Below are 22,698 nucleotides of genomic sequence, written 5' to 3'. Positions count from 1 at the left end.
TCGCGGCTATCGGTGGTTCCAGCCGTCGCCTCGGCCGGCCATACGTCTGGTCAGCGCCACCCGGGAGCGCACGTCGAACTTGCTGAAAATGCGTGCGACATGGGTTTCCACCGTCTTCTGACTGACCTGGAGCCGCTCGGCCACCTCCCGGTTGGTCAACCCTTGGCTGACGAGTTCGGCCACCTGCCGCTCCCGCGCCGTCAGCGCTGTTTCCCGCGCCGTGTGCCGGGGGCCGCGCGCGGCGAGCTGCCGCTCCACCCGGGCCAGCTGACCGGCGAGCCAGTCGGCGCCCGACTCCCGGTAGGCGGCCTTGGCCCAGCCGATCTCGGCGCGGGACGACACCACGTCTCCCATGCGGCCGAAGATGGTGGCGAGAAGCTGGTGAGCCAGGCCGCGTTCGCCGACGGCGCCGCTCTCGGCGAACCGCTCGGTGGCGATCCGGGCGGCCACCGCGGCTCCGGCCAGGTCGTCGCGGCCGCACAACGCGCGGGCGCGGGCGTCGTACGCGATCCCGAGACGGTAGGCGGGACCGTCGGCGGCGGCGGCGATCGCGGCAGCCGACCGGTAGAGCGCGGTGCCGACGTCGCCCTCGGCCCCGGCCTGGATCGACTGCACGGCCAGCCGCTCCACCTCGGTGTCACGGGTGAGAACCGATGGCGGTGGCGCGTGACCAGGCTCGGCGCGGCCGGCGGCGAGGTGCACCCGGGCCGCCGACACGTGCGCCATCGCCTGCCACCAGGCCGAACCGGGAGCGGCCTCGGCGAGCTGGCCGGCCAGCTTCATGGCGGGACCGGTGCCGTGCCGCCACAGTACCGGCAGCAGCATGACACAGTGGGCCATCGCCAGCGTCTCGCTGCTCTGGATGTACTCCGACGCCGCGACGGCGTGCCTCGCGGTCTCGATGGCCTCCGCCAGGCGGCCGGCGCGGGCCCTCTGGTGGGCCTGGGCGATGAGCAGGTACGGCATGGCGTAGCTGCCGCCGGACATCGTCGCGAGGTCGACCCCCCGGGCGAGGTGGCGCGCGGCCTCGCCCGGCCGCTCCAGACAGGTCTCGCCCCAGGAGAGCGGCGCGATGAGCTCCACGTGCGGTATCAGGGCGTTGTCCGACGCGCTGTCCATCAGCCATCCGGCCCGCCTGCTGTACGCCCGCGCCGCGGTGATGTCGCCGTCCTGCAGGCAGGCCAGGGCCAGCACGGCGTGCGTCGCGGCGCCGAGCGCCGGATCGGCCGTTTCCGACAGGAGCCCGACGGCTTCGAGCGCGTGCCCGCGCGCCTCGCCCGGGTCCGCCCGCAACACCGCCACGGAGGCGCGCTCCAGCAGGAGCTGGGCGCGTAACCGCCGGTCATGCCCGGTCTGTCCGGTTCGCGCGCCCAACAGGGCACGTGCCTCGTCCAGCCGGCCGAGCAGCCGCGAGATCACGGAGGAGAAGGCCACCGCCGCCGTGGCCACCTCGTGCGGCAGGTGGATGACCTCCTGCAGGATGCGCCGGCTCTCGGTCAGCGAGCCCATCACGCCGGTGCCCTTGGCCAGGCAGGTGAGCAGGTGGCCGCGGTACGGCACGAGGTCGTCGCGTTCCGGCAGCACCCGCAGGGCGTCGCGGAGCAGCCGCACCGCGGTCGCCGGCGCCGAGTCCAGGTACGCGATGCCGGCGTCGCCCAGCGTCCGGGCGGCCTGCTCGTCACCGTGCTCGGCGTACCGCTCGGTGTGATGGGCGAGCAACGCCAGCGAGCCGTCGTTGCGGCGCAGGTAGCCGGCGGCCCGGGCATGCGCCGCGACGCGCCAGCCTGGGCCACAGGTGTCGTAGGCGGCGCCGCGTACCAGCGGATGGTGGAAGGTGAACCGCGCGCCCGCCAGCGTGCCGAGACCGTGCCGGCACAGCTCGTCCACGGCGGTGGCGGCGCTCGCGGCGTCGAGCTCGGCGATATGGGCGATGACGACGAGCGAGGCCAGCTCCCCGGCGACCGCCGCCGCATGGGCCGCCCGGCGGGCCGTCGGCGTGAGCCGGTCCAGCTCCTCGCGCAGCACCGCCAGCAGCGTCTGCTCCAGGGCGAGCGCCGCCCCGGGCCGGCCGTCGGCCAGTTCCGTCAGGGTGTTGTCGTCGGCGTCCAGCAACGCGCGCAGGAACAACGGGTTGCCCCCGCTGACCTGGTACATCAACCGCCGCCTGCGCGGGTCCGCGTCCGACGGCATGAGCGACGCGACCGCGTCCTCGTCGAGCGGGGCCAGGCTCAGCCGGGCGACGGCATCACCCGCCATCGGTGGGATCATGCTCGACCGGCAGGCGATGGCCAGCAGGAATCCGGCGGCCGGCGGGCGACGACGGAGGAACTCGGTCAGCTCCAGCGACGGCCCGTCCGCCCAGTGCAGGTCGTCGAGCGCCAGTACGACGCCGCGGTCGGCGGCCAGGTGGGTCAGGAGCGCTCGAATGCCTCGGTAGGTGTGATAGCGGTCCAACCTGCCGCGATCGGTGTCGCCCGCCGCGCCCGCCGCGCCCGCTTCTCCCGCCGACAGCAAGGTACGCAGCGCCGCCTCGGCGAGCTCACCGGGTCCGGCATCGGCGGTCGGAGCGCCGCCCGGTGCGTCGTGCTCGTCGGACAGCCGGGTGAAGGCGTCTACGTACATACCGAACGGGACGAGACGCTCGAACTCGGTGGCGCTGCCGGCGAGCACGGTCCGCCCGGCCGCGTGCGCCCGCTCGATCAGGTACCTGAGCAGCCGGGTCTTGCCCACTCCCGGCTCACCGTCGATGAGGACCAGCCGGCATTCACCGGCCGCCGCACCGGCGATGGCCTCCTCGATCCGGGCCATCTCATGGGACCGCCCGACCAGCTCGGACCACGGCTGCCCGACAGATCCCCTCGCGGCCGACCTGTCATCGGTCATGGCATCCTCCGGTCCATCCGGCGATGACGCCAGGACCCGTCGCACGGTCAGTCAAGGGTGCGAGATGATGATCATATAGATTCAGGTCGCTGTCCAGGCGCCCGCTCACATGCCCCGGCATGCGGAGAATCGCGTTGTCCGGCACGACGGCCAGCGGCTAGGCTCGCTGACAGCGGATGATCCTTTTGAGGAGCTGAGATGGTCGGTCAACCGAGCACGCGCTGACGTTCTGGGCCACCCCGGCCTGTCACCGCGTGCCGCATTCCGACTGCGGCACAGCGCACCTTTCCCTGCCCAGATTCTGTGGGCGTTCTCAGCGACTCAAGGACACCCTGTGCCGTTCGTTTCTCCTGCCGTGCTCGCGCGCCCGCCGGCGCGAGGCCGTCGATGAAGGCATCCGACCCGCCTCCGCCGAGCCTGTGGCATGACCGCGACTTCCGCCGGCTCTGGATGGGCCAGACCGCCTCCCAACTGGGAGCTCAGGCCTGCCAGGTCGTTCTGCCGCTCGTCGCCGTGGTCGCGCTCAGCGCCGACACCCAGCAAGTCGGCATCCTCCGCGCCGTCCAGCAGGTGCCGATCCTGCTGCTCTCGCTCTTCGTCGGTGCCTGGGTGGACCGCCGGCGCTCCCGTGACGTTATGGTGCTGGCCGACTTCGGCCGGACCATGGTGCTGGCCGTCGTACCCGTGCTCCACCTCCTCGGCCTGCTCGACATGCCGCTGCTTGTCCTGGTCGCCTTCCTCGTCGGTGCGCTGACCGTGTACTTCGACGTGGCCTACCAGGCCTCCCTCGTACGACTGGTGAGACGCGGCCAGCTCGCTCAGGGCAACAGCGCACTGGAGGGCAGCAGGTCCGCCGCGCAGATCACCGGTTCCGCGCTCGGTGGCGCGCTGGTGTCGCTCCTCACCGCGCCGATCGCCATCGTGGCGAGCGCGTTCTTCTTCGCCTTGTCCTTCCTGTCGATCCGGCGGATCCGCCGGATCGAGTCGATGCCCGGTCCCGCCGTACGGCAGGACCGCGTGTGGCGGCAGATCCACGAGGGTTTGCAGCTCATCGTCAGCAACCCCTTGTTGCGCGCTGTGGGGATCGCCTCGGCTCTCTTCCAGTTCTCCTTCGCCGCCCTGATGACCATCTATCTGCTCTTCCTGCCGCGCACGCTGCACCTGCCGGGCGCCGCTGTCGGGCTCGTGCTGGCGGCGATGGGTCCGGGCGCGCTGGTGGGCTCCCTGCTGTCGGCCAGGCTGCCGAGGCGATACGGCTACGGCGTCGTGCTGGTGTCCGCCGCGCTGATCGCCGATGGCGTGATGCTCTGCGTCCCCGCGCTACGCGGCTCCTCCGCCGCTACGATCGCCGCGCTCATGGCGGTCAACCTGCTGTTCGGCGTCTTCAGCCAGCTGGTCGACGTCACCATCACGACGGTCCGCCAGGCCGTCACCCCGATCCCGATCCAGGGCCGAATCGTCGCGACGATCAACTTCATCGGCATGGGCCTGACCCCGCTCGGTTCCCTGCTCGGTGGCTATCTGGCGGGCGCGCTGGGGCTGCGTACGAGTCTGTTACTGACCGCCGTCACGCTGGCACTCTCTCCGCTGTTCATGGCCCGGTCTCCGCTCGCCCGCCTGGGAAGGGACCTTCCCCGTACGGCGGGCGACCCGGACGGCTGATTCCGGGTCAGCACGTCGGTGCTCAGTGAGCGAAGGCCGGCTGTTCAGTCGAGGATGGCGGTGGCTTCGATCTCGACCAGGTGGTCGGGGACGTCCAGTGCCGCAACGCCTATCAGCGTGGCCGGCGGGGCCGGGGTGACTCCCAGTTTCGCGGCTGCCCGGGAGATGCCTTCCAGGAGTGGGGGCATCTTGTCGGGGGTCCAGTCGACGACGTAGAAGGTCAGTTTCGCCACATCGTCGAAGGTCCCGCCGACCTCGGCCAGGGCGGTGCCGATGTTGAGGTAACTCTGCTCGACCTGTGCGGCGAGGTCGCCTTCGCCGATCGTGACTCCCTCGGCGTCCCAGGCGACCTGTCCGGCGATGAAGATCAGCTTCGACCCGGATGCGATCGACACCTGCCGGTAGACATCGATCGTGGGCAATCCGCTGGGGTTGGCAAAGGTGATGGCCATGGTCCTGTCTCTCCTGCTCTCTTGTGGTTACTCAGGCACTATAGGAGACTGGCTGCTGACGTGGAAGAACGCACTTTTTCGTGACTGGAGAACCTCATGGTGACCAAGCAGCTCACAGGCTCGCCCGAGGATGCGGACCTGGCGCGTGCGGGCTCCTTGGCGCGGGAGATCTTCTCGGACGTGGCCAACAAGTGGGCGTTCCTGATCGTCGAGGGTCTCGGTGATCGCACCCTGCGCTTCAGTGAGCTGCGGAGTGAGGTCGAGGGCATCAGCCACAAGATGCTCACCCAGAACCTGCGCATGCTGGAGCGTTACGGCCTGGTCGAGCGCACCGTGTACGCCACCGTCCCGCCGCGGGTCGAATACACCCTCACTGAGCCGGGCCAGGCCCTGCGAGCGACGGTCGACGGGATGTGCGGCTGGACCCGCCGGTACTTCGGTCACATAGAGGCCGCCCGCCGTCGCTTCGACGCCTGACTTCCGCGGCCAACTCAGAATGGTCGGCCACGGTCACCGATGGAGGCGGATGTCCTCGATCGCGATGTCCAGCAGCCGGCAAGCCTGCTCGTCGTCATCGTGGTGCTCGGTGGCCAGTGAGCTGGCGTTGATGAGCGAGAGCAGGTCTTCGGAGAGAACGCCGGGACGTACGGCGGCCGCCTGTTGTGCTCGTTGCAGGAGTTCGCGCGCCGCATTGGTGATCATCGCCTATGGCAGGTCCGCTGACAGCTGGCGGCAATCGAGGCGTTCGGCATCGACATGGCTCGCCGGCACTGGGATCTGGGTGGATATGTCGGTAAGTCGGGTGACCAGGTACGTGGTCAGAGCCAAGAGCGTCAGGCTGTGGCCTGCGGGTGTCCGTACGCCCATTCCTCGAAGGTCGTGAGCGGGATGCCGAAGGCCCGCGCGTACTCCGGGCGGGCGGGTTGGCCGACCACGTTGAGGAATTCGTGTGATGTGACGCCCCAGCCTGGCATGCCCGCGGCGACAGCCTCCTCCATGGTCATGTCGGGTGTGGTCAGCTCGGTTCCCCAAGCGCGGGAGAGGACCTTGGCGATGTCGGTCATCGCCAGGCAGTCAGGGAGAGCCGGGTGTCGGGCTTCAGCACGGTCACCAGGCCACCTTCGAGGCCGCGGGGGAATAGGGACGCCACGGACGGAGGAAGTTCTCCATGAAGATCATGAAATGCGTTCAAGGCGGCCGCGGGTCAACATCATCGACTCGCGACAGGCCCGACGATCATCGCTACCCTTCGACAATGTCATCCCCTTACCGATCGCTTGGCGTGGTAGCGCTCGCGACAATCGTCTTGCTCACCACACCCTCGATCTCGCAGGCGCACCAAGCGCCCACGGTCGCGGAGGATCGCGTCTTACGGGTCTACGACAACAACATCGAGAACCTGGTGAGAAACAACGCCGACGGCACATGCACCCGAATCTCGGGCCCGGACCACCTCACGTCGATGCTCGTCGACGACAACGGTAAGACGGGCACCTCTGACGTGAAGGCTCCCGATCTCCTGATCGTGCAACAGGTGCGTGGCACTGGACAGGCCACGGCATACGCCGACCAGCTCGGGGCCAAGTTCGGCTATCCGGCGGGCACCTACAAGGCGCTCGTGGCCTGGGACGACCCCGAGGAGTGGGGCAGTACGCACAAGTGCAGCCAACAGGCGCTCGGCGACCTGAAGAAGAAGCAGACCAACGGGATCATCTACAACACCAGAACGCTGAGCCTCGCGGCAGGCGACATCTCCAAGTACTGGAGTGCGGGCTGGTTGAAGCCTGGAACACCGTACAACGGCGGGGCCGGGTGCACTCTGTACAAGCCGCCGGACAACGACGACGGCGCCACCAACGACTACAAATGGAAGCGCACCAGCGCGATCGCGGCGAAGTTCACGCTCAAGGAAACGGGGACGACCGTCTTCGCCGCGACCATGCACCTCCCGGAGGAGAACGGGGGGAACGCCTGCGCGGGCGATGGCTACACGGGCATCGCCAATTCCGGCATCCACGTCGGCGCGGACGCCACCACTCTGATGAACGCGTCAACGATCCGTGTGATCGGGATCGACGCGAATCGCACGGGCATCGCCGCCACAACACTCGGCGGTTTCGGCATGACCGGCTATGGAGCCAAGGCGACCGACGGGTCCAGGAAGATCGACTACCTCTTCGTCAAGGGCACCGTGCGGTCGTCGAGCGTTGATCACACGGTCGGCAGTACGAAGTCAAACCATCTCGCGCTGTACGGGTTCATCGAGTTCTGAACCCCCACGGCGCCGGTAAACGCTGGATCAGGCCAGATCGTGGCTGAGGTGAACAAGCGGAGCAGTGCCCCAGAAGCCGACCGGCCGGAGGAGTAGTCCAGTGGCGTTTCCCCAGGCGCGGGGGTCCGCCGGGCGTCCGAGAGTCCAGGTGAGGCGGAAGCGCAGCACGCGAGCTCTCTACACCGGTGTACTCGTTGCGGTCCTCTCGCCGGTCGCCTGACGGTAGCCGTCGAGGGTGGCCGGGACGCCGGTGTGGGGCACCCCGGCCAAGTCGACTTGGTCCGTGGGATGCGCAGGACCAGGCCGTCTCCGGGCGATCCGTTGAGATGTGGCTGTGCACGATATCTGGCCTTTGGGCACGATAGTTGGCCACAACGCTGGGCCTCGATACTGACCGGTGCGACGCCCAGCCGTAGGTGGCGGACACGCCGTTGGCCTGCCCGTGCTCTTCCCAGGTAGAGGCCTCCGAGGAGGCCGGTTCCAGTCCGCGTCCAGCTCTGACTACAGACACGGCGCCTGGCCCCCGGCCGACCACACCCGGTCGAGCCAGGCCGGCAAGCGATCACATGATGGGCATGAGCTTGCCGCCGGGCCGGCGGGACTGGCGGAGCTCGGCCGCCTCCTGGATCTGGTCGAGGGTGTAGGTGCGGGCGACCGATACGACCAGGATCTTTCGCCGGCCAGCCGGGCGAACTCGCCCAGCAGGTCGAAACGCAGGTCGATCTGGGTGATCCGGACACCCAACCCGGCTGCGGCGGCGAAGTCCGAGACGGTGAGGACGTGGTCGGGTCCCCGGCCGGCTCGATCAGGGCCGGCAGCGAGCCGCCGACGAGCTCTTGCGCCCGCGCGAGTTCCTGTTGCGACGCGTCGGGGTGATCGCCGCCAACCCGGCACCGGCCGAGCGCGACCTGATCAAGCTCGCTGAGTCCAGCGCGAAGAGGAGCAGCGCCCACCCCGCCCACCGCTCCGGGACCGGTCCCCGAGGAATGGGCGCATACTGGGCGCGCTCAGGACATTCCGTCCCATCCGCAAGCGGAACTCAAGGAGGATCATGTCCGCCACGATCAGGATCGCCGCCCTGGCGGTGGCCGCGTCCCTCTCTCTCGTCCCCGCCGTCGCTCCCGCCGCCTTCGCCGCCGCCAAGCCCAACCTGCGTGCCTGCTACGACGGCAACTGCAAGATCACCATCACCAAGAAGGTCTCGTTCCCGGTCGACCCCAGCTTCGGCATCACCAGGCTGACCCTCTCCTTCAAGGCCGGCCGCGTCTACGTGAAGGACAGCGGGCCGGGCGTGCGAGGCTCGGGGTACTTCGACGAAGGCGGATCGAGCACGATCAACGGCATCCTCATCTACGACCTGTCGGTGTCCAAGAAGAAGGCGGTACTGGTGCTGACGACGGGCTGAGACGCCCTGTGCCTCCGGTGACCGTCCGGCTGGAACGTCCGGGGCCGTCCGATCGTCATCTGAGAGGTGCGGACGCGCGGGCGATCTACCAGGTCGGACAGGCCGCGCTCCACGCGCTGGCCCAAGTGCTCGGCTTCCTCGGCTCGGCCAAGGGCGCCTCCACTTGGGACCTTTTGGGAGGCGGCCTGATCGCCGACGCCCGTCGAGCACAACCGGCTGCGCTTCGCCGACGAGGTCGCCTGGCACGCCCGGCGGGCCCTGGACGTCTTCTCCCGCGAACTCGCCGACATCGGCGTCTCCGCACGCGTCAGGCTGCCGGAAGTGGACACGCGGTGGTTCGTCGACACGTTCTTCGACAACATCATCACCGATGTGATGAAGCACCAGCGCATCGAGAACACCTGCGCCGAGGGCGAGCAGACGTCCCGATGGATCAAGGACATGGAGGTGCACCTGCGGCACCGTTGTCCAGACAACGATCGCAGCTGCTGGCCAGGGAGGAGGAACTGCTGCGTGGGGCGTCGAAGCGGGCGCCTTGGCATGGAGCTTCCTGGAGCCGAGAGACGTCCGCGGCCCGGCCGCAGACGCCCTGTTCACCTACGGTTCAGGGGATGTAGATGAGGAAGTAGTAGCCCGCCTGACGGTACCGGTCACCTTCGTACCAGCGGCAGGAGGCGAGCCCGGTGTACTGGCCGTTCTCGGCGGCGTCCAGGAGGCCCACTTCGCAGTCGTCCATGGTCGTGTAGTGACTGGAGTAATACCAGTCCGGCGGCAGCGGCGCCAGGACGTGCCTTGCGGCCGAGGCGGACGCGGGTGCGGCGCCGGCCAGGACGGTGGCGCCCAGAGCTGTCGCGAGCAGGGCTGCGGCGGATAAATCACGGATCTTCACGGAGGCTCCTCGACGGCCGGGGTGGGAGGACACCTTCAGATCAGCACTGATCGTCGGGAATGGGAAGCCTCCGTTTTCCATATCCCGGTCGTATGACCCCCTGCCTGTAACGGAATGTCGCCAGATCCAGGACGCCGCCTTCCTGCTACGCCGCGACGGGCCACGAGTCCCCGGCTTCTTCTACCGTCTCCGCCGCACACGATCCTCGACGAGCACTCAAGCCCTCCTCGACGAGGCTGCCGACTCTGGTTAAAGGGAGGCAAGCAGTCACACCCCGGCACCCCTTCCGCACCTGAGCCTGCCAAGCAAGCACAGTTCGTGATCATTAGCTTCGGATTCGCGCACGCCTCGCTACCGAGGGCCGGCCTTGACGTCGATGCCTGACGTGCACTCGACGCCCATTCGGTCATTGGGCCGCCGGAGGTGTGGGTGCGGGCGCCCGGCGGCGGCCAATGGCTACCGTCCCCCTGACAGGCTCGTCCTTATGGGCGCGGCCTAACGGGACTGCGGACCGCATATCGTCCGGCGAAACGCCCCAGGAGGTGCGATTTGCAGGCGGCCGCAAATCCTCATCGTCGAGGACGAACCCCCTGATCCGGCTGGACCTCGCTGAGCTGCTCACCGACGACGGCTACCAGGCGGGCGACGGCGAGACTGCGGTCTACCTCGCCAGGCCGTTGGCTTCCCGATATCGTGATCATGGACATCAAGCTGCCGATCTGTGACGGGATCGGCGCCGCCGCGCGGATCCACGCCGAGCGACTGGCACCGATCAGGGTCCTCGCCGCCTTCTTCCAGCGCGACCCCGTTGACAAGGCGCGAGTCGCGGGCGGCTACGCCCACCTGGTCAAGCCGTTCACCGTGGTTGAACTCCGGCTGCGAGGGAGGTCGACCGTGTCCCAGGCCGAGGGCTACCTGAACGGCCGGTTCGGCCTGTCGACGGGATGGCGGACTGGCAGCAGGATACCGCCATCGATCAGTGGATGCTGATCTCCCAGGTTGCCGCATAGGTCGTTGCCGGCAACGTGGTGCGAGATGCCGACGGTATGCCTGCGCCGGCCACGACCCAGATGGGTCCCGAGACGATCATCGTCGACGCTTACCTCACGATCTGCGACGAGCAGGCCGCCCGCCAGGCCTTCGAACTGACCACCACGGCCACCGTCCTCGACCTCCGGCCACGCTCCGCCGGGCTTGTCCCGCACCACACCTTTCGAACCGAAGCGCCACCAGCTCATTCACCTGGCAGGGCGTAGGGGAAGTCCTGCCCGACATGGGACAGCCATTCCTGCCAGGCAAATCGGGCGCAAGCAAGCGTACGATCTGCCGGATCGCCGCTGGCCCATTTTGGGGGCACCTGGTTGAAGGTCCGAGGCCAACTACGGTCTCAGATCGGCCAACTAGCGTGCTCAGCGACATGAGACACGTCACCTTGGATGGGAACGGACAGTAGTACAAGGCGCTACTGCCAACGTCAAGGCGTCCGGACAGAGGTTGTCTGGCGTCACTGAACATGACATCGGAGCCTGCGGGCTGACCTGGGCACTGTCATTTAGATCAGCATCTCATTTGTTCGACTGAACGACGTTCAAAATGACAGTACGATCCAAGCCCTGCGTGGTCAGTAGGCGCCGGGTGCCGCGGCGCCAAGGACCAGCCGACGAAGGTGCTGCAGGGTGATCATGACGTTGGCACGACGGTTTCGGGGTGGGTGCAGACCCCGGCTGTCAGGTGTCTCGTCCGGTCGTCCACACCACGGCGAGTCCGTCGTCGTTTCCCACGCCCCAGACCGTGGTGGAATCGGGCTGCCGGGCGATCGCCGCCAGGTCCGCCGGCAGCCGTAGGGTGGTCCGCTGCCGGCCGGACACATGCGTGAGCCGCCGCGCCGGCCAGTTGTTCAGCCACAATCCGCCACGGCCGTCGGGGACCAGTTCGCGGCCCTGGGGCTCGTCTTCCGCCGCGCCGAACCGCCACGACCAGCCGGATCCGTTCCAGCGCATCAGGAGTGGCTGGACGTGGAAGTCGTCGCAGTCCTGTCCGCACCAAACGAGCTGACCTGCCACCCATACCTCGCGCGGGCCGAGCACCGCGAGGTCGGAGATGCTCAGCGACGGCTGCGGCTCATACTGGTCGGCGTAGGGGATTCGCGGCAGAGGGATCTGAGGTGAGGGGAGGTCGTGCCAGCGCACGCCGTCCCAGCGAGCGAGCCTCGGCGCCCACCTCTTGGCTGAGTGGTCTTCCTCGGCACCCGGCCTGGTGCCGGCAACCCACACCTCGCCGTCCCCGCCCGCCGCGACAGCAGCCGGTTCCATCTCCAGCTTCCGTATGCTCGGCCTTCCTGCGGTCCACTGTGTGAGCACGGACCTCTCCTGCTGCTCCAACCGGGTCAGAAGCCAGAGCTCGTCGCCCGCCGTCGCCGCTGCGGTGCCCGGCTCTCCCTCCAACTTGGTCTCCGCCCACTTGCCCGCCGCCCCGTCACCGCCGTTCCACCGTGCCATGCAGGGCGGCTCCGTGACGAACCCCCCGATCACCGGTTTTCCCTCGTTCTTCCCCGTCACCCAGACGGTCCCCTCAGGGGAGGCGGTCACTTGGGTGAGCGTCTCGGCGCAGGCAGGGGCGGGAATTTCCTGCCAGGTCGTGCCGTCGTTGCGCCACACCACCCCGACTGCTGTGGGGCAGTGGGGTTCGGGGGGCAGGGATTTCGTGCCGACCACCCAAACGGTGCCGTCCTCCAAGGCGACCACGTCGTTCAACGTGGTGTTGTCCGCGAGCGTGGCGATCATCCGCCATCCCTCCTTGGCGGTCGTCCCCTTGGCCGGGGCAGGGGCAGGAGTCGAGGTCCTGGCGCAGGTGGGGAGCGGGGCCGCGCCGGCAGCGGGAGCAGGAGCGGGGGAACAGGCCGTGAGCCCGAGGAAGATGGCTAAGAGCAGTGGGAGGATGGCTCGCATCCGGATCACGCTACAGCGGAAGTCCTGCCGGGGGCCGGGATAGATTGACGGACAGCGCCTCGGCGGGCCACCGCGAAATGCGTGACCTTGAAACTCGACCGCATGCGGGTCACCTGTATCCCCGGCACAAAGCGGACAGACACCCGAAGTAGGCCGAGGTGCACCAGCTCCACCTGGCCGTTGACGAATCAAATGAATGGTCTTTTAATTCACTCATGGGGCGTATCGCTGGCGTCACCGCCGCTGAGACGCGGGTGCGGCTGCTGCAAGCCGCCGCCGAGGTGTTCGCCGAGCGCGGGTACGAAGGCACGCGTGTGGCCGACATCGCCGCGGCCGCGGGAGTGAGCAACGGCGCGTTGTATGCGCACTTCGGGTCGAAGGCCGAGCTGATGGTGGCCGCGCTGCGCGCGCACGGGCCTCGACTGATGGCGGACCTGTTCGCCGCCGATCCCGACCGGTCGATCGCGGAGCTGCTCGTCGCCGTCGGCCGCCGGCTGCCTCGCCGTCGCGAAGCCTGCGGGTATCTCATCGTCGAGGCGTTGGTCGCGGCCCGCCGCGACGAGGAGGTCGCCCAGCCGATGCGTGACTACGTCGGCGAGCGCGCTGACTGGCTCGCCGGGCTCGTGGGGGTCGCCGAGAGCGGTGGCGAGCTCGACCCCGCGCTGTCGCCGAACGCGCTCGCCCACTTCTGCCTCCTGATCGCGATGGGCAGCGCGCTCATCAGCCCGGATCTGCACGCGGTGAATGACGAGGAGTGGACCGCGCTGCTCACCCGTGTCGTCGCCGCGCTCGCGCCCACCGAGCCCACAGCACAAAGGGGAGCACAACAGTGAAAGTGCGGATCAGCTCCGAGCGATGCCAGGGGCACGGTCGCTGCTACGACCTCGCCCCCGACCTGTTCGGTGAGGACGACGAGGGCTACGGGCAGGTCATCGGCGAAGGCGTCGTGCCGCCGGACAAGGAGCGCGCGGCGCGCTTGGCGGCGTCCAACTGTCCCGAACGCGCGATAGAGATCCTCTAGGAGGCTCGCATGACCGTCGACGACCGCTTCGGCCAGGACTACCGGGAAACGCTGGAAGAGCGGTCCCACGGTGCCCGCAACGAGATCATCACTGGGCCGGTCACGGACTGGGCGACCGACTTCTCCCACGCCGAGCCCGAATGGGCGGCCGACCCGTACCCCATCCAGGACGAGCTGCGGGAGCGCTGCCCGATCGCGCACACCGAGCGGTTCGGCGGCGGGTGGCTGCCGACCCGCTACGAGGACGTGGCGGCCATCGCCTACGACACCGAGCACTTCTCGTCCCGGGCGATCATCATGAGCAACTTCCGTCCGCCCCCCGAGATGGCGCCCGTGGGGGGTACGCCGCCGATCTCCTCGGATCCGCCCTTCCACCACCACGCGCGCAAGTTGCTGCTGCCGGCGTTCACCAAGTCCGCCGTCGCCAAGCGGGAGGCGGCCACCAGAGCGTTCTGCCACACCCTCATCGACGCGCTGGAGGGGCAGGACGTCGTCGACGCCGCCCGTGACTATGCCCAGCACATTCCGATGCGGGTCATCGCCGAGATGCTCGGCTTCCCGCCCGAGGACGGGGCGCGCTTCCGGGTGTTCATCGAGAACGCGCTCGAAGGGGTCAACCTGCCGCCGGAGGAACGCCTCGTCCGGGCGCAGAAGCTGTTCGACTACCTGCTCACGCAGATCCGCGACCATGTCGACCACCCGCGTGACGACCTCACCACCTACCTGATCAACGCCGAGCTCGGTGGCCACAAGCTCGATCCCTCCCACGTGGCCGGCACGATGGCGCTGCTGCTCATCGCCGGCATCGACACGACGTGGAGCGCGATCGGCGCGTCGCTGTGGCACCTGGCCAAGACTCCCGCCGACCGCGAACGCCTGGTCGCCGAGCCTGGACTGCTGCCGACCGCGATGGAGGAGTTCCTCCGGGCCTACGCCCCGGTCACGATGGCGCGGCTGGTCAAGGAGGACATGCAGTGGCGCGGTGGCGACATGAAGGCCGACGACTGGATCCTGCTGTCGTTCCCGGCGGCCAACCGCGATCCCGCGCAGTTCGAACGGGCGGGTGAAGTCGTCATCGACCGTGAGGTGAACCGGCACGTCGCGTTCGGGCTGGGCATCCACCGCTGTGTGGGCTCGCATCTGGCGCGCATGGAGTTGCGGGTCGCCCTGGAGGTCTGGCTGGAGCGGATCCCGGCCTTCAACCTGGCCGACCCGGCGGCCGTGACCTGGGCGACGGGTCAAGTCCGCGGGCCACGTACCCTCCCGATCCGCATCGGGGTGTGATCGATGAGTAGGTCCTGTCGTCTCGTACGCGGTCGTCTAAATTTTTTCCGCGGGTGTGTCGGATGGCGTCGAGCGCGTTCGTAGCCAAGGTGAGAGGCCGGCAACGGGCCGGTCGCCACTCACCTGGCAAGGAGCGTGCACACCGTGGACCAGGAGATCGTGAGCGCCACCCTGACCGTCGCCGTGCCCGCCGCGAAGGTGTTCGCGGTGCTGGCGGACCCGACGGCCCATTCCGCGATCGATGGCACCGGTTGGGTTCAGGAAGCTGTCAACCAGGCGCCGCTGACCGAAGTGGGGCAGATTTTCCGGATGGCCATGTATCACGCCAAGCATCCAGACGGTGACTACCAGGTGGTCAACAAGGTCCAGGTGCTCGACCCGCCGCGCGCCATCGGCTGGCTGACGGGGTATGACAAGGGCGACGGTCATCTGGAGTTCGGCGGCTGGATCTGGCGTTACGACCTTGCGCCGCTCGGTCCGTCCGAGACCGAGGTCACGCTCACCTACGACTGGTCGGCGGTGCCGCAGTTCAGACGGGAGTTCATCCAGTTCCCGCCGTTCGGCCCTGAGCATCTCACCAACTCGCTGCACCACCTGGCCGAGCTTGTCGCCGGTAGGTGATGACAAGGTGCCGGCCGTCAGCCGCCGGGCTTGGTCAACTCCACGCCGTCGAACCGGAACACCGTGACGCGACCGGGGTAGTCGGCGACCGCCAGGAGCCGGCCGTCGGCGGAGAAACCAACCGCCTGGTACCAGGCCGACCATCTACCGGGTACGGCGAAGCGCGGCTCCAGCGGCTGTCCGGTCGCGACGTCGTGGACGATGACCGGGCCGCCATCGCGGGCCCCGGCGAGCAGGGTCCCGTTGGGTGACAGCGCGAAGTCCTGAAACCGCTCGAATCCGTCCCGCTTGTCCTCGATCGCCCAGCACAGGGCGCCGGAATCCACCGAGACGCCGAAGCACCCTGACATCGCACCGCTCGCGACGAGGATCTGCTCGGTCCTGTCGAACGCCAGTTTGTCGAACCGGCGGTTGATCCCCTGGAATCCCGCCGGGTAGGGGAACCGGGCGGCGAGCACTCGCTGACCGGTGTCGACATCCCAGATCTCGAGGTCATAGTCCGTATCGCGGTTGTCCGGGTCGTGGGTGAGGCCGAGGAGCCGGCCCGACGGCGACAGCGCGGCGGTGGTCTGGAAGCGCTTGCCCGCTGGAAGATCGAGGCACGAACCGCCGTCCGGGCCCAGCACGCGCAGCGCATGATCGCTGTCGACCACGACCATCCGCCGGCGGGCCGTGTCCCACCCTGGTCGGGTGTGGGGCAGGGGCTGGACATGGCCGGTGGCGAGCGCCACCGTGTAGCTCACCTCCGCCATGCTGCTCGTGTTGCGGACGGTGAACGTCAGGTGCGATCCGTCCGGTGCGAAGGCCACGGTATGGATGAGTGAGTACTGATACGCCTCGGTGTACAGCACCCGGCGGGCGCCGGTCCGCAGGTCCACTGTCTGCACATCGGCGCCGGCCTGACCGGTCTGGCCGGGGATGCCGCGGGCGACCGCGACGGTGTGGCCGTCCGGGTGCAGGGCGGTCGTCACGACGCCGTTCGTCGCCCGCGTCGCGCACTGGGCGACGACGTCGCCCGGTGCGGTCGCGGCGACGTCGCGGAGCAGGGCGTACCCGTCACGCATCTTCTCGGCGACGACCTTCTCCAGGGCCTCGCGCGCCGCGCGAGCATCATCGAACGGCTTCGCGCGCCCCTGAGGCTTCCCGGTGCCGGTCCACCAATTCCGGTGCAGCTCGGCCCCATCGGTCCGGAGTTCCAGGTACTTGGGCTTCGAGGTACCGGGATGAGTCAGGAGAATATGATCACGATTCACACGCGGCATCGTAGAGGCCTCCGATGCCGAGCAGGTCGCGAATCACTGTCATCGGCAGGTGCGGAGCATGTTGAGCAAGCTCACCTTCTCCTTCCGCGTCACGAAGAGCCGGTAGTGATGCTTCACCGTGATCCATGAGGTGGCGTACCGGCACCAATAGCCGCGGCGCGGCGGCCGCCAGCTCTGCGGCCCCTGGCCGCCCTTGGCGATGTTGGCGGAATGGCTGACCACTATCAGCTCGGGGCGGGTGAGGTCGTTGGCGAACGCGCGCCGCCGCGCCTGGCTCCATTTACTGGCGCCGGAGCGCCAGGCGTACGACAGCGGTACGACGTGGTCGACGTCCACCTGCTTCTCGCTCTTCAGCCGCTTGCCGTCGTACGGGCTGTACCAGACGCCCTTGACCGGCTGGCAGGCCGCGTTCCTGCGCACGTGTCGCCCGTCACGGGCCAGGACCACTTCTCGTGTCCCGCACCTGCCCCTGTGGTGCGCCCATCGGGGTTGGAAGCGCCGGTGGCTGTAACCGCGGATCGACAGGGGCCTGGCGACTTTCAGCTGGGCCAGCATCCTGCGGGCCACCGCCTCGGCGCCGGCTTGTGGCCGCTTGCCGGCGTCGGCGGACGCCTGCGGGGGAGCGGTGACAGCGGCGATCGGGATGGTCAGAAGGGTGAGTGCGGCGACTTGGATCGGCCGCCTCAAGAAGATCATGGTTCCAGCCATACCAGTCACTCCCCGCCGACGGCAGTGATATTCAAGAACGCGACTTACTCGCCAAGCGGAACTCGGCCCGCAGGCCCGCCGGTGCCAGGCGTCCGCAGAACTCGGGTTCCGCGGCGACCGCGTTCGGCGCGTGTAGGTGAAAGCGCTGGGCGATACGGGAGGTGGTGAGGGTGAGCTGGCGCATCGCCACCGCGGCGCCGAGGCAGTAGCGAGAGCCGGACCCGAACGGCAGGTACGTGCCAGGCGCCGGCCGCGCCGTCTCCCATCGAGCCGGGTCGAACTCGTCCGGCTGAGACCACCAGCGAGGGTCGCGGTGGATCAGGTACGGAGTGCACAGCACCTCGTCTCCCGGTCGTAACCGCCACTCGCCGAGCGTGATGGCGGTACGCGCGACCCTGGTCATCATCCACGCCGGAGGAGACAGCCGGAGGGTCTCCTTGACCACGGCCTCGGCCAGCGGAAGCCGCCCGTGCGGCGCGGCCCCGGCCGGCGGGCCGGCCTCGTCCGCGAGGTCGGCGGCCAGGCGCGGGCGGATGGCGAGTTCGCGGACGATGGAGGTCAACGCCGCCGCGGGAATGCCGTGCCCGCCGATCAGGATGCTCCACAACGTGGTGGTCACCGATTTGTCGGTCATCGTCGGATGTGCGCTGAGCAGTACGTCGAGCAGGTCGCGATGTGGGCGGTAGAAGTCGACGTCGTGGTCGGCGACCCGGCCGACGCCACGTCGCCGAGCGGGCTCGGCGCGTCTGGCGGAGACCAGCCGGGTCAGCGTCTCCATCGTGCGGCGGTGAACGCGGGCGAATCTGCGGTTGCGCGGCAACGGAACCCACGCGGGGAGCTGGTAGTCGGCGTCCTCGAACGGCAGCAACGCCGCGTGGTTGGCCGCGAGCAACTCGGGGATGCCCGGCGCGTCCTCGCCGAGGCACAGGTCGGCCACGGCGTGCCCGGCGAAGTCGAGCATCACCGGCAGCACGTCGACGTCGCGGCCCGCCGTCCGGTCGAGCACGGCGTCCAGAATCGCGACTGTCCGGCCGTCCATGCCCGCGGCCGCGGCATCGCCCAGGGCGGGCCGCACCACGCGGCGCGCCCGCATCCACGGGCTGATCATCTCGCCGGCCGCGTGCAGCGCCGACGAGCCGGCGAACGGCGTCAGCTCCGTGACGTAGTCGTGATTGGTGGCGGTCAGAACCTGATGGGTGAGCCGCGGGTCGATGGTGAAGACGACCCGCTCGTCGAAGGAGAACACGTCGCCGTATTCACGATGGTGGCGGCGGAGAAAAGAAATGCGGTCCTTGTCGTACGCGACGACGTTGCCCAGCAGCCAGTGGCCGCGAGGCCCTGGTGGGCGTGCCGTGTCCAACTGACGGGGTCTGTTTACTTGCCGTGGTGGTAGGGCCAGTAGATGTATCGGCCGCTGACCCGAGCCTTGCCGACAAGGCGGGCAGCCACCTGACGCAGCAGTCGCACGACTTTCTCACCGTCCTCACTGATCGAACCGGATGACGTGACTATGAATCACGTTTTTGGCCCGGTCAATCGTCGCCGCAGAATGTATGGGCGGGGGTTGTTTTCGGCTATGTCGTTATCAACCTTTCGACCGATCGGCCGCTGTAGCGGCTGTGGCTCGCATAGTAGGTTGCTTCAGTGCTGAAATGCCTACGACGTAAGGTCGTTTGGTTAGCCGTCGCCGGAGTCGTCGCCGCCGGGTCGCCGGTCGGACTCGGCTCGTCGTTCGCGTACGCCTCTGATTCGGGTAACTCCGTCATCGTCTGGGACGGCAACGCCCAGACAGCGATCTGGGACATCGCCGGTCAGCAGCCGCAAGTTCAGGCGCGCAGCTTCGCGATGGTGCACGGAGCCATTTACGACGCGGTGAACGCGATCGCCCGCACTCCCTACCAGCCCTACTTGATCGCACCGGCCGCCAACGGTGCCGAGTCGACGGACGCGGCCGTCGCGACCGCGGCCTTCCGCGTGCTGGACGCGCTGTTCCCGGCTCAGCGGGCGAGGTTGACGACGCAGTACGACGAGTCGCTGGCCGCGATTCCCGATGGCGGCGCGAAACGACGCGGCATCACCGTGGGCGCGCAGGCGGCCGACGCGATGATCGCCGCGCGGGAGAACGACGGGGCGTTCGGCAGCCAGACCTGGACCGTCGGCACCCAGCCTGGCCAGTGGCGCCCGGCGCCTCCCACCTTCGCCTCCGACGGGGCATGGGTCGGTTACGTCAAACCGTTCCTCATCCCCAGCGCGTCCATGTTCCGCACGTCCGGCCCGCCATCGCTCACCAGCCGCCGGTACGCCCGGGACTTCAACGAGGTCAAGACGATCGGCTCGGCGACCAGCACGCTCAGGACGGCCGACCAGACGCAGGCCGCGATTTTCTGGCACGATCGGCATCTGGCCGAATGGGAGATCAAGCGTCAGCTCGCGACGACGCAGCGACTGAACACGCTCCAGACGGCGCGGATGTTCGCGATGGTCGATCTGGCCGAAGCCGACGCCACGATCGCCTGCTTCAACGAGAAGGCGGCGTGGAGCTTCTGGCGGCCGGTCACCGCGATCCAGCTGGCCGACACCGACGGCAACCCGGACACGGTGGCCGATCCCAACTGGATGCCGCTGCTCGTCACGCCGCCGCACCCCGACTTCACGTCCGGACATGCCTGTTTCACCGCCGCGAGCATGTCGGCGTTGGCCTACTTCTTCGGCCGGGACGACATCTCCTTCAGTGGGTACAGCGCCGACTCGGGCACCACCCGGCACTTCCGCGGCTTCTCGCAGGCGCTCGCCGAGGTCGTCAACGCCCGCGTGTGGGGCGGCATCCATACCCGCACGGCCGACGTCCAGGGCGCGAAGATCGGCGGCCAGGTCACCGCCTACATGGCCGGCCACTACTTCCGCCCGAAGAGGTGACGACCCCGGCGACGCCGCCGGGGTCGCGTGCTCGTGTGGTTCGGTGCGGGCGGATGCCGGACGTCGGTGGCCGTCAGCCCGGGGAGCGCTCGGCCTGCGGCGGAGCCCAGAAGCGCTCGTAGTTGCCGACGGTCGACAGCGAGCGCGGTTCGGCCCGATCGAGGTACAGGACGCCGTTCAGGTGGTCGGTCTCGTGCTGGGCGATCCGCGCCGGCCAGCCGGACAGCTCCACGTCGTACGCGCGCCCGCCGCCGTCGAGAGCCGACAGCCGGACCCGCGCGTGGCGCGGCACGACGGCGGTCAGCCCCTCGACGCTCAGGCATCCCTCGTAGAACGCGTGGTAGCGGGACTCCAGAGGGGTGACGACGGGGTTGACGAGTTCCAGCGGAGGCTGGGGCACGCGCTCCCGCGCCGTGGCGATCTCCGGCGGCACGTCGGCGGGGTCCTCGATGACGGCCAGCGCCAGCGGGATGCCGATCTGCGGCGCGGCGAGCCCCACCCCGACGCCCGGCAGGTGCCGGAACATCGCGTCGAGCAGCTCGCGCAGTAGGCCGTCGGGGAGCTGGCCGTCGTACGGCTCGGTCGTGCGGCGCAGCACGGGGTCGCCGGCCTGGGTGATGGACCAGGGGCGGGGCGCCGCCAACAGGGCGTGCACCCGCTCGGCCAACTCCTCGCCGCCGCTCATCGGGGGCCACCGGTGGCGTACTGGGGTTCCATACGCAAGGGATCCTATCGGTCAGTAGTCGCTCAGCAGACGGTAGACCACGCCCGGGCCGAAGTCCCCATTCCCGATCTGGAAGGTCTTGATTTGTGAAGGAGATCACTCTTATAGTCGGAATGATGCACCTTTCATACGACTTAGAGGCATTGTGAGGTTTTCCGTCCTGTCGGTGTGGCTGGTTGAGCGGCTGCACATCGATCTCTGCCGTCTGACCGGGTCCATCTGTCGCTGATCGCGCTCTGACGTAGCGCTTGATCCCCTCGACCCCGTACCACCCCCTTTCTGCATGCCCTCTTAGGCATGCCGTCTTTCGGAGCCTTCCTCATCGTGAAGAGATTCTCTTTCTCCCTGCAGCTGCTGCTGGGCCTGGTCGTGGGTGTGGCCCTCGGCTTCGCCGCCCGCATCTGGGACCTCGCCTGGCTGGCCACCACCCTGACCGAAGTCGGATCGATCTTCGTCCAGCTGCTCAAGCTGGCAGTGCCGCCGCTGGTGTTCACCGCCGTCGTGGTCAGCGTCGCCAACCTCCGCAACGTCAACGGCGCGGCTCGGCTGGCGGGCAAGACGCTGTTCTGGTTCCTGGCCACCGGGCTGATCGCCGTCATCGTCGGCATCGGCCTCGGCTTGATCATCAACCCCGGTCAGGGCGTCACCCTGAGCACGGCGGGCGCGAAGGCGCCCGAGCACGTCGGATCCTGGGTCGACTTCCTCACCGGCATCATCCCGACGAACATCGTCACGGCGTTCACCGAGCTCAACGTCCTCCAGATCGTCTTCCTGGGGATCGTCCTCGGTGCGGCGGCCCTCGCGATCGGCGAGAAGGCCGAGCCGTTCCTCACCTTCAGCCGCTCGATCCTCGAACTGGTCCAGAAGGCGCTGTGGTGGGTCATCCGCCTGGCCCCCATCGGGACCGCCGGCCTGATCGGCAAGTCGGTCGCCACCTACGGATGGGACCTGCTCGCGCCGCTGGCGAAGTTCGGTCTCGGCGTCTACGTCGGCTGCTTCATCGTCCTGCTGGCCGTCTACCCGGCGCTGCTCTCGCTGGTCGGCAAGGTCAACCCCATCACGTTCTTCCGCAACGCCTGGCCCGCGATCGAGCTGGCCTTCGTCTCCCGCTCCTCGGTCGGCACGCTGCCGCTGACGCAGAAGGTGACGATCGAGCGTCTGGGAGTCGACCGCGACTACGCCTCCTTCGCCGTGCCGTTCGGTGCGACCACCAAGATGGACGGCTGCGCCTCGATCTACCCGGCGCTGGCGGCGATCTTCGTGGCGCAGGTGTTCAACGTCCACCTGGGCGTCGGCGAGTACCTGCTCATCGCGTTCGTCTCCGTCGTCGGCTCGGCCGCGACGGCCGGTCTGACCGGCGCGATCGTCATGCTCACGCTGACGCTGAGCACGCTGGGCCTGCCGCTCGAGGGCGTCGGCCTGCTGCTGGCCATCGACCCGATCCTCGACATGATCCGCACCGCGACCAACGTCGCGGGACAGATCGTGGTGCCGGTCCTCGTGGCCCGTGGTGAGGGCCGGATCGACGAGGCGGTGCTCAACGCGCCGCCGCAGCCGCTCGACGAGGCTCCGGCGAGCGCGCCGCGCACCTCCGGCGAACCAGCGATCGCCTGACCAAGCCTGACCAGCCTGACCAGCAGACGGGGCCGCC

At 68.6% G+C, this 22,698-nt stretch carries 24 protein-coding genes; 14 read left to right on the top strand and 10 right to left on the bottom strand.

All coding sequences use genetic code 11. The annotated features are described in order from the left end of the window. Nucleotides 1-6 precede the first annotated feature (6 nt). On the bottom strand, nucleotides 7-2,883 hold the full coding sequence (locus ACGFNP_RS43700) for a helix-turn-helix transcriptional regulator (protein ID WP_393328846.1): 2,877 nt from the start codon (nucleotides 2,881-2,883) through the stop codon (nucleotides 7-9). Between the two features lie 387 nt (nucleotides 2,884-3,270). Here ACGFNP_RS43700 and ACGFNP_RS43695 point away from each other — a divergent pair, with 387 nt between their 5' ends. Beyond that, nucleotides 3,271-4,545 (top strand): MFS transporter, encoded by a 1,275-nt coding sequence (locus tag ACGFNP_RS43695; protein ID WP_393328844.1) that lies wholly within the window; start codon nucleotides 3,271-3,273, stop codon nucleotides 4,543-4,545. A 44-nt stretch (nucleotides 4,546-4,589) separates the two neighbouring features. Here the strand turns inward: ACGFNP_RS43695 and ACGFNP_RS43690 are convergent, their stop codons facing one another. Next, nucleotides 4,590-4,997, bottom strand: a complete 408-nt coding sequence (locus ACGFNP_RS43690) for a RidA family protein (RefSeq protein ID WP_358322054.1) — start codon at nucleotides 4,995-4,997, stop codon at nucleotides 4,590-4,592. A 96-nt stretch (nucleotides 4,998-5,093) separates the two neighbouring features. Here ACGFNP_RS43690 and ACGFNP_RS43685 point away from each other — a divergent pair, with 96 nt between their 5' ends. Continuing rightward, nucleotides 5,094-5,474 carry a helix-turn-helix domain-containing protein gene (locus ACGFNP_RS43685; protein ID WP_358322051.1) on the top strand — a complete coding sequence of 127 codons (381 nt, stop codon included), beginning with the start codon at nucleotides 5,094-5,096 and terminating at the stop codon, nucleotides 5,472-5,474. A 33-nt stretch (nucleotides 5,475-5,507) separates the two neighbouring features. Here ACGFNP_RS43685 and ACGFNP_RS43680 read toward each other — a convergent pair whose 3' ends face one another. Continuing rightward, the gene (locus ACGFNP_RS43680; RefSeq protein WP_393328841.1) at nucleotides 5,508-5,699 is read right to left on the bottom strand and encodes a hypothetical protein; all 192 of its coding nucleotides are present in this window, start codon (nucleotides 5,697-5,699) and stop codon (nucleotides 5,508-5,510) included. A 131-nt stretch (nucleotides 5,700-5,830) separates the two neighbouring features. Then, nucleotides 5,831-6,061, bottom strand: a complete 231-nt coding sequence (locus ACGFNP_RS43675; protein ID WP_393328840.1) for a hypothetical protein — start codon at nucleotides 6,059-6,061, stop codon at nucleotides 5,831-5,833. A 104-nt stretch (nucleotides 6,062-6,165) separates the two neighbouring features. On the opposite strand from ACGFNP_RS43675, the gene ACGFNP_RS43670 reads away from it, so the two are divergent. Together ACGFNP_RS43670 and ACGFNP_RS43665 are read left to right on the top strand one after the other, a co-directional pair. Continuing rightward, nucleotides 6,166-7,269: a hypothetical protein gene (locus ACGFNP_RS43670; protein ID WP_393328838.1), complete on the top strand. Its 1,104-nt coding sequence runs from the start codon at nucleotides 6,166-6,168 to the stop codon at nucleotides 7,267-7,269. A 1,051-nt stretch (nucleotides 7,270-8,320) separates the two neighbouring features. Further along, nucleotides 8,321-8,674, top strand: coding sequence for a hypothetical protein (locus tag ACGFNP_RS43665; protein WP_358322040.1), 354 nt, complete (start codon nucleotides 8,321-8,323; stop codon nucleotides 8,672-8,674). A gap of 604 nt (nucleotides 8,675-9,278) precedes the next feature. Here the strand turns inward: ACGFNP_RS43665 and ACGFNP_RS43660 are convergent. Beyond that, nucleotides 9,279-9,563 (bottom strand): hypothetical protein, encoded by a 285-nt coding sequence (locus tag ACGFNP_RS43660; RefSeq protein WP_393329367.1) that lies wholly within the window; start codon nucleotides 9,561-9,563, stop codon nucleotides 9,279-9,281. On the opposite strand from ACGFNP_RS43660, the gene ACGFNP_RS43655 reads away from it, so the two are divergent. The 3 genes from ACGFNP_RS43655 to ACGFNP_RS43645 all read left to right on the top strand — a co-directional run bounded on the left by ACGFNP_RS43655 (nucleotide 9,508) and on the right by ACGFNP_RS43645 (nucleotide 10,819). Beyond that, nucleotides 9,508-9,816, top strand: coding sequence for an S-4TM family putative pore-forming effector (locus ACGFNP_RS43655; RefSeq protein WP_393328836.1), 309 nt, complete (start codon nucleotides 9,508-9,510; stop codon nucleotides 9,814-9,816). The two genes, ACGFNP_RS43660 and ACGFNP_RS43655, sit on opposite strands and share 56 nt — an antisense overlap. Nucleotides 9,817-10,262: 446 nt before the next feature. After that, on the top strand, nucleotides 10,263-10,553 hold the full coding sequence (locus tag ACGFNP_RS43650) for a hypothetical protein (RefSeq protein ID WP_393328834.1): 291 nt from the start codon (nucleotides 10,263-10,265) through the stop codon (nucleotides 10,551-10,553). 56 nt (nucleotides 10,554-10,609) lie between these two features. Further along, nucleotides 10,610-10,819 carry a hypothetical protein gene (locus ACGFNP_RS43645; protein WP_393328832.1) on the top strand — a complete coding sequence of 70 codons (210 nt, stop codon included), beginning with the start codon at nucleotides 10,610-10,612 and terminating at the stop codon, nucleotides 10,817-10,819. A 471-nt stretch (nucleotides 10,820-11,290) separates the two neighbouring features. On the opposite strand, the gene ACGFNP_RS43640 is transcribed toward ACGFNP_RS43645, so the two are convergent. After that, complete coding sequence (locus tag ACGFNP_RS43640) at nucleotides 11,291-12,511, bottom strand: hypothetical protein (protein ID WP_393328830.1); 1,221 nt, start codon at nucleotides 12,509-12,511, stop codon at nucleotides 11,291-11,293. Between the two features lie 215 nt (nucleotides 12,512-12,726). On the opposite strand from ACGFNP_RS43640, the gene ACGFNP_RS43635 reads away from it, so the two are divergent. The 4 genes from ACGFNP_RS43635 (at nucleotide 12,727) to ACGFNP_RS43620 (ending at nucleotide 15,437) form a co-directional block, all read left to right on the top strand. Further along, nucleotides 12,727-13,344, top strand: coding sequence for a helix-turn-helix domain-containing protein (locus tag ACGFNP_RS43635; protein ID WP_358322031.1), 618 nt, complete (start codon nucleotides 12,727-12,729; stop codon nucleotides 13,342-13,344). Beyond that, the gene (locus ACGFNP_RS43630) at nucleotides 13,341-13,532 is read left to right on the top strand and encodes a ferredoxin (RefSeq protein ID WP_358322028.1); all 192 of its coding nucleotides are present in this window, start codon (nucleotides 13,341-13,343) and stop codon (nucleotides 13,530-13,532) included. Before ACGFNP_RS43635 ends, ACGFNP_RS43630 begins: the two co-directional genes overlap by 4 nt. Nucleotides 13,533-13,541: 9 nt before the next feature. Next, the gene (locus tag ACGFNP_RS43625) at nucleotides 13,542-14,816 is read left to right on the top strand and encodes a cytochrome P450 (protein ID WP_358322025.1); all 1,275 of its coding nucleotides are present in this window, start codon (nucleotides 13,542-13,544) and stop codon (nucleotides 14,814-14,816) included. A 135-nt stretch (nucleotides 14,817-14,951) separates the two neighbouring features. Further along, on the top strand, nucleotides 14,952-15,437 hold the full coding sequence (locus ACGFNP_RS43620; RefSeq protein ID WP_393328828.1) for a hypothetical protein: 486 nt from the start codon (nucleotides 14,952-14,954) through the stop codon (nucleotides 15,435-15,437). 17 nt (nucleotides 15,438-15,454) lie between these two features. Here ACGFNP_RS43620 and ACGFNP_RS43615 read toward each other — a convergent pair whose 3' ends face one another. Genes ACGFNP_RS43615 through ACGFNP_RS43605 form a run of 3 tightly spaced genes read right to left on the bottom strand, consistent with a single transcriptional unit; the run spans nucleotide 15,455 to nucleotide 18,767 of the window. Further along, complete coding sequence (locus ACGFNP_RS43615; protein ID WP_393328826.1) at nucleotides 15,455-16,690, bottom strand: WD40 repeat domain-containing protein; 1,236 nt, start codon at nucleotides 16,688-16,690, stop codon at nucleotides 15,455-15,457. 48 nt (nucleotides 16,691-16,738) lie between these two features. Continuing rightward, on the bottom strand, nucleotides 16,739-17,395 hold the full coding sequence (locus tag ACGFNP_RS43610; RefSeq protein WP_393328824.1) for an HNH endonuclease family protein: 657 nt from the start codon (nucleotides 17,393-17,395) through the stop codon (nucleotides 16,739-16,741). Nucleotides 17,396-17,438: 43 nt separating this feature from the next. Further along, nucleotides 17,439-18,767, bottom strand: a complete 1,329-nt coding sequence (locus ACGFNP_RS43605) for a cytochrome P450 (protein WP_393328822.1) — start codon at nucleotides 18,765-18,767, stop codon at nucleotides 17,439-17,441. A 284-nt stretch (nucleotides 18,768-19,051) separates the two neighbouring features. Between ACGFNP_RS43605 and ACGFNP_RS43600 the strand changes: the two genes are divergently transcribed. After that, nucleotides 19,052-20,323, top strand: a complete 1,272-nt coding sequence (locus ACGFNP_RS43600; protein WP_393328820.1) for a phosphatase PAP2 family protein — start codon at nucleotides 19,052-19,054, stop codon at nucleotides 20,321-20,323. A 73-nt stretch (nucleotides 20,324-20,396) separates the two neighbouring features. Here ACGFNP_RS43600 and ACGFNP_RS43595 read toward each other — a convergent pair whose 3' ends face one another. Beyond that, nucleotides 20,397-21,008, bottom strand: coding sequence for a peptide deformylase (locus ACGFNP_RS43595; RefSeq protein ID WP_393328818.1), 612 nt, complete (start codon nucleotides 21,006-21,008; stop codon nucleotides 20,397-20,399). Nucleotides 21,009-21,192: 184 nt separating this feature from the next. Between ACGFNP_RS43595 and ACGFNP_RS43590 the strand changes: the two genes are divergently transcribed. Then, a complete protein-coding gene (locus ACGFNP_RS43590; RefSeq protein WP_358322211.1) occupies nucleotides 21,193-21,276 on the top strand; it encodes a putative leader peptide in 84 nt (27 codons plus the stop codon). Between the two features lie 95 nt (nucleotides 21,277-21,371). Further along, nucleotides 21,372-22,661: a dicarboxylate/amino acid:cation symporter gene (locus ACGFNP_RS43585; RefSeq protein WP_358322005.1), complete on the top strand. Its 1,290-nt coding sequence runs from the start codon at nucleotides 21,372-21,374 to the stop codon at nucleotides 22,659-22,661. Nucleotides 22,662-22,698: the final 37 nt, after the last annotated feature.

The sequence above is a fragment of the Nonomuraea sp. NPDC049269 genome, from assembly GCF_043197155.1.
GTDB lineage: Bacteria > Actinomycetota > Actinomycetes > Streptosporangiales > Streptosporangiaceae > Nonomuraea.
This window is presented reverse-complemented; position numbering and strand designations above follow the sequence as displayed.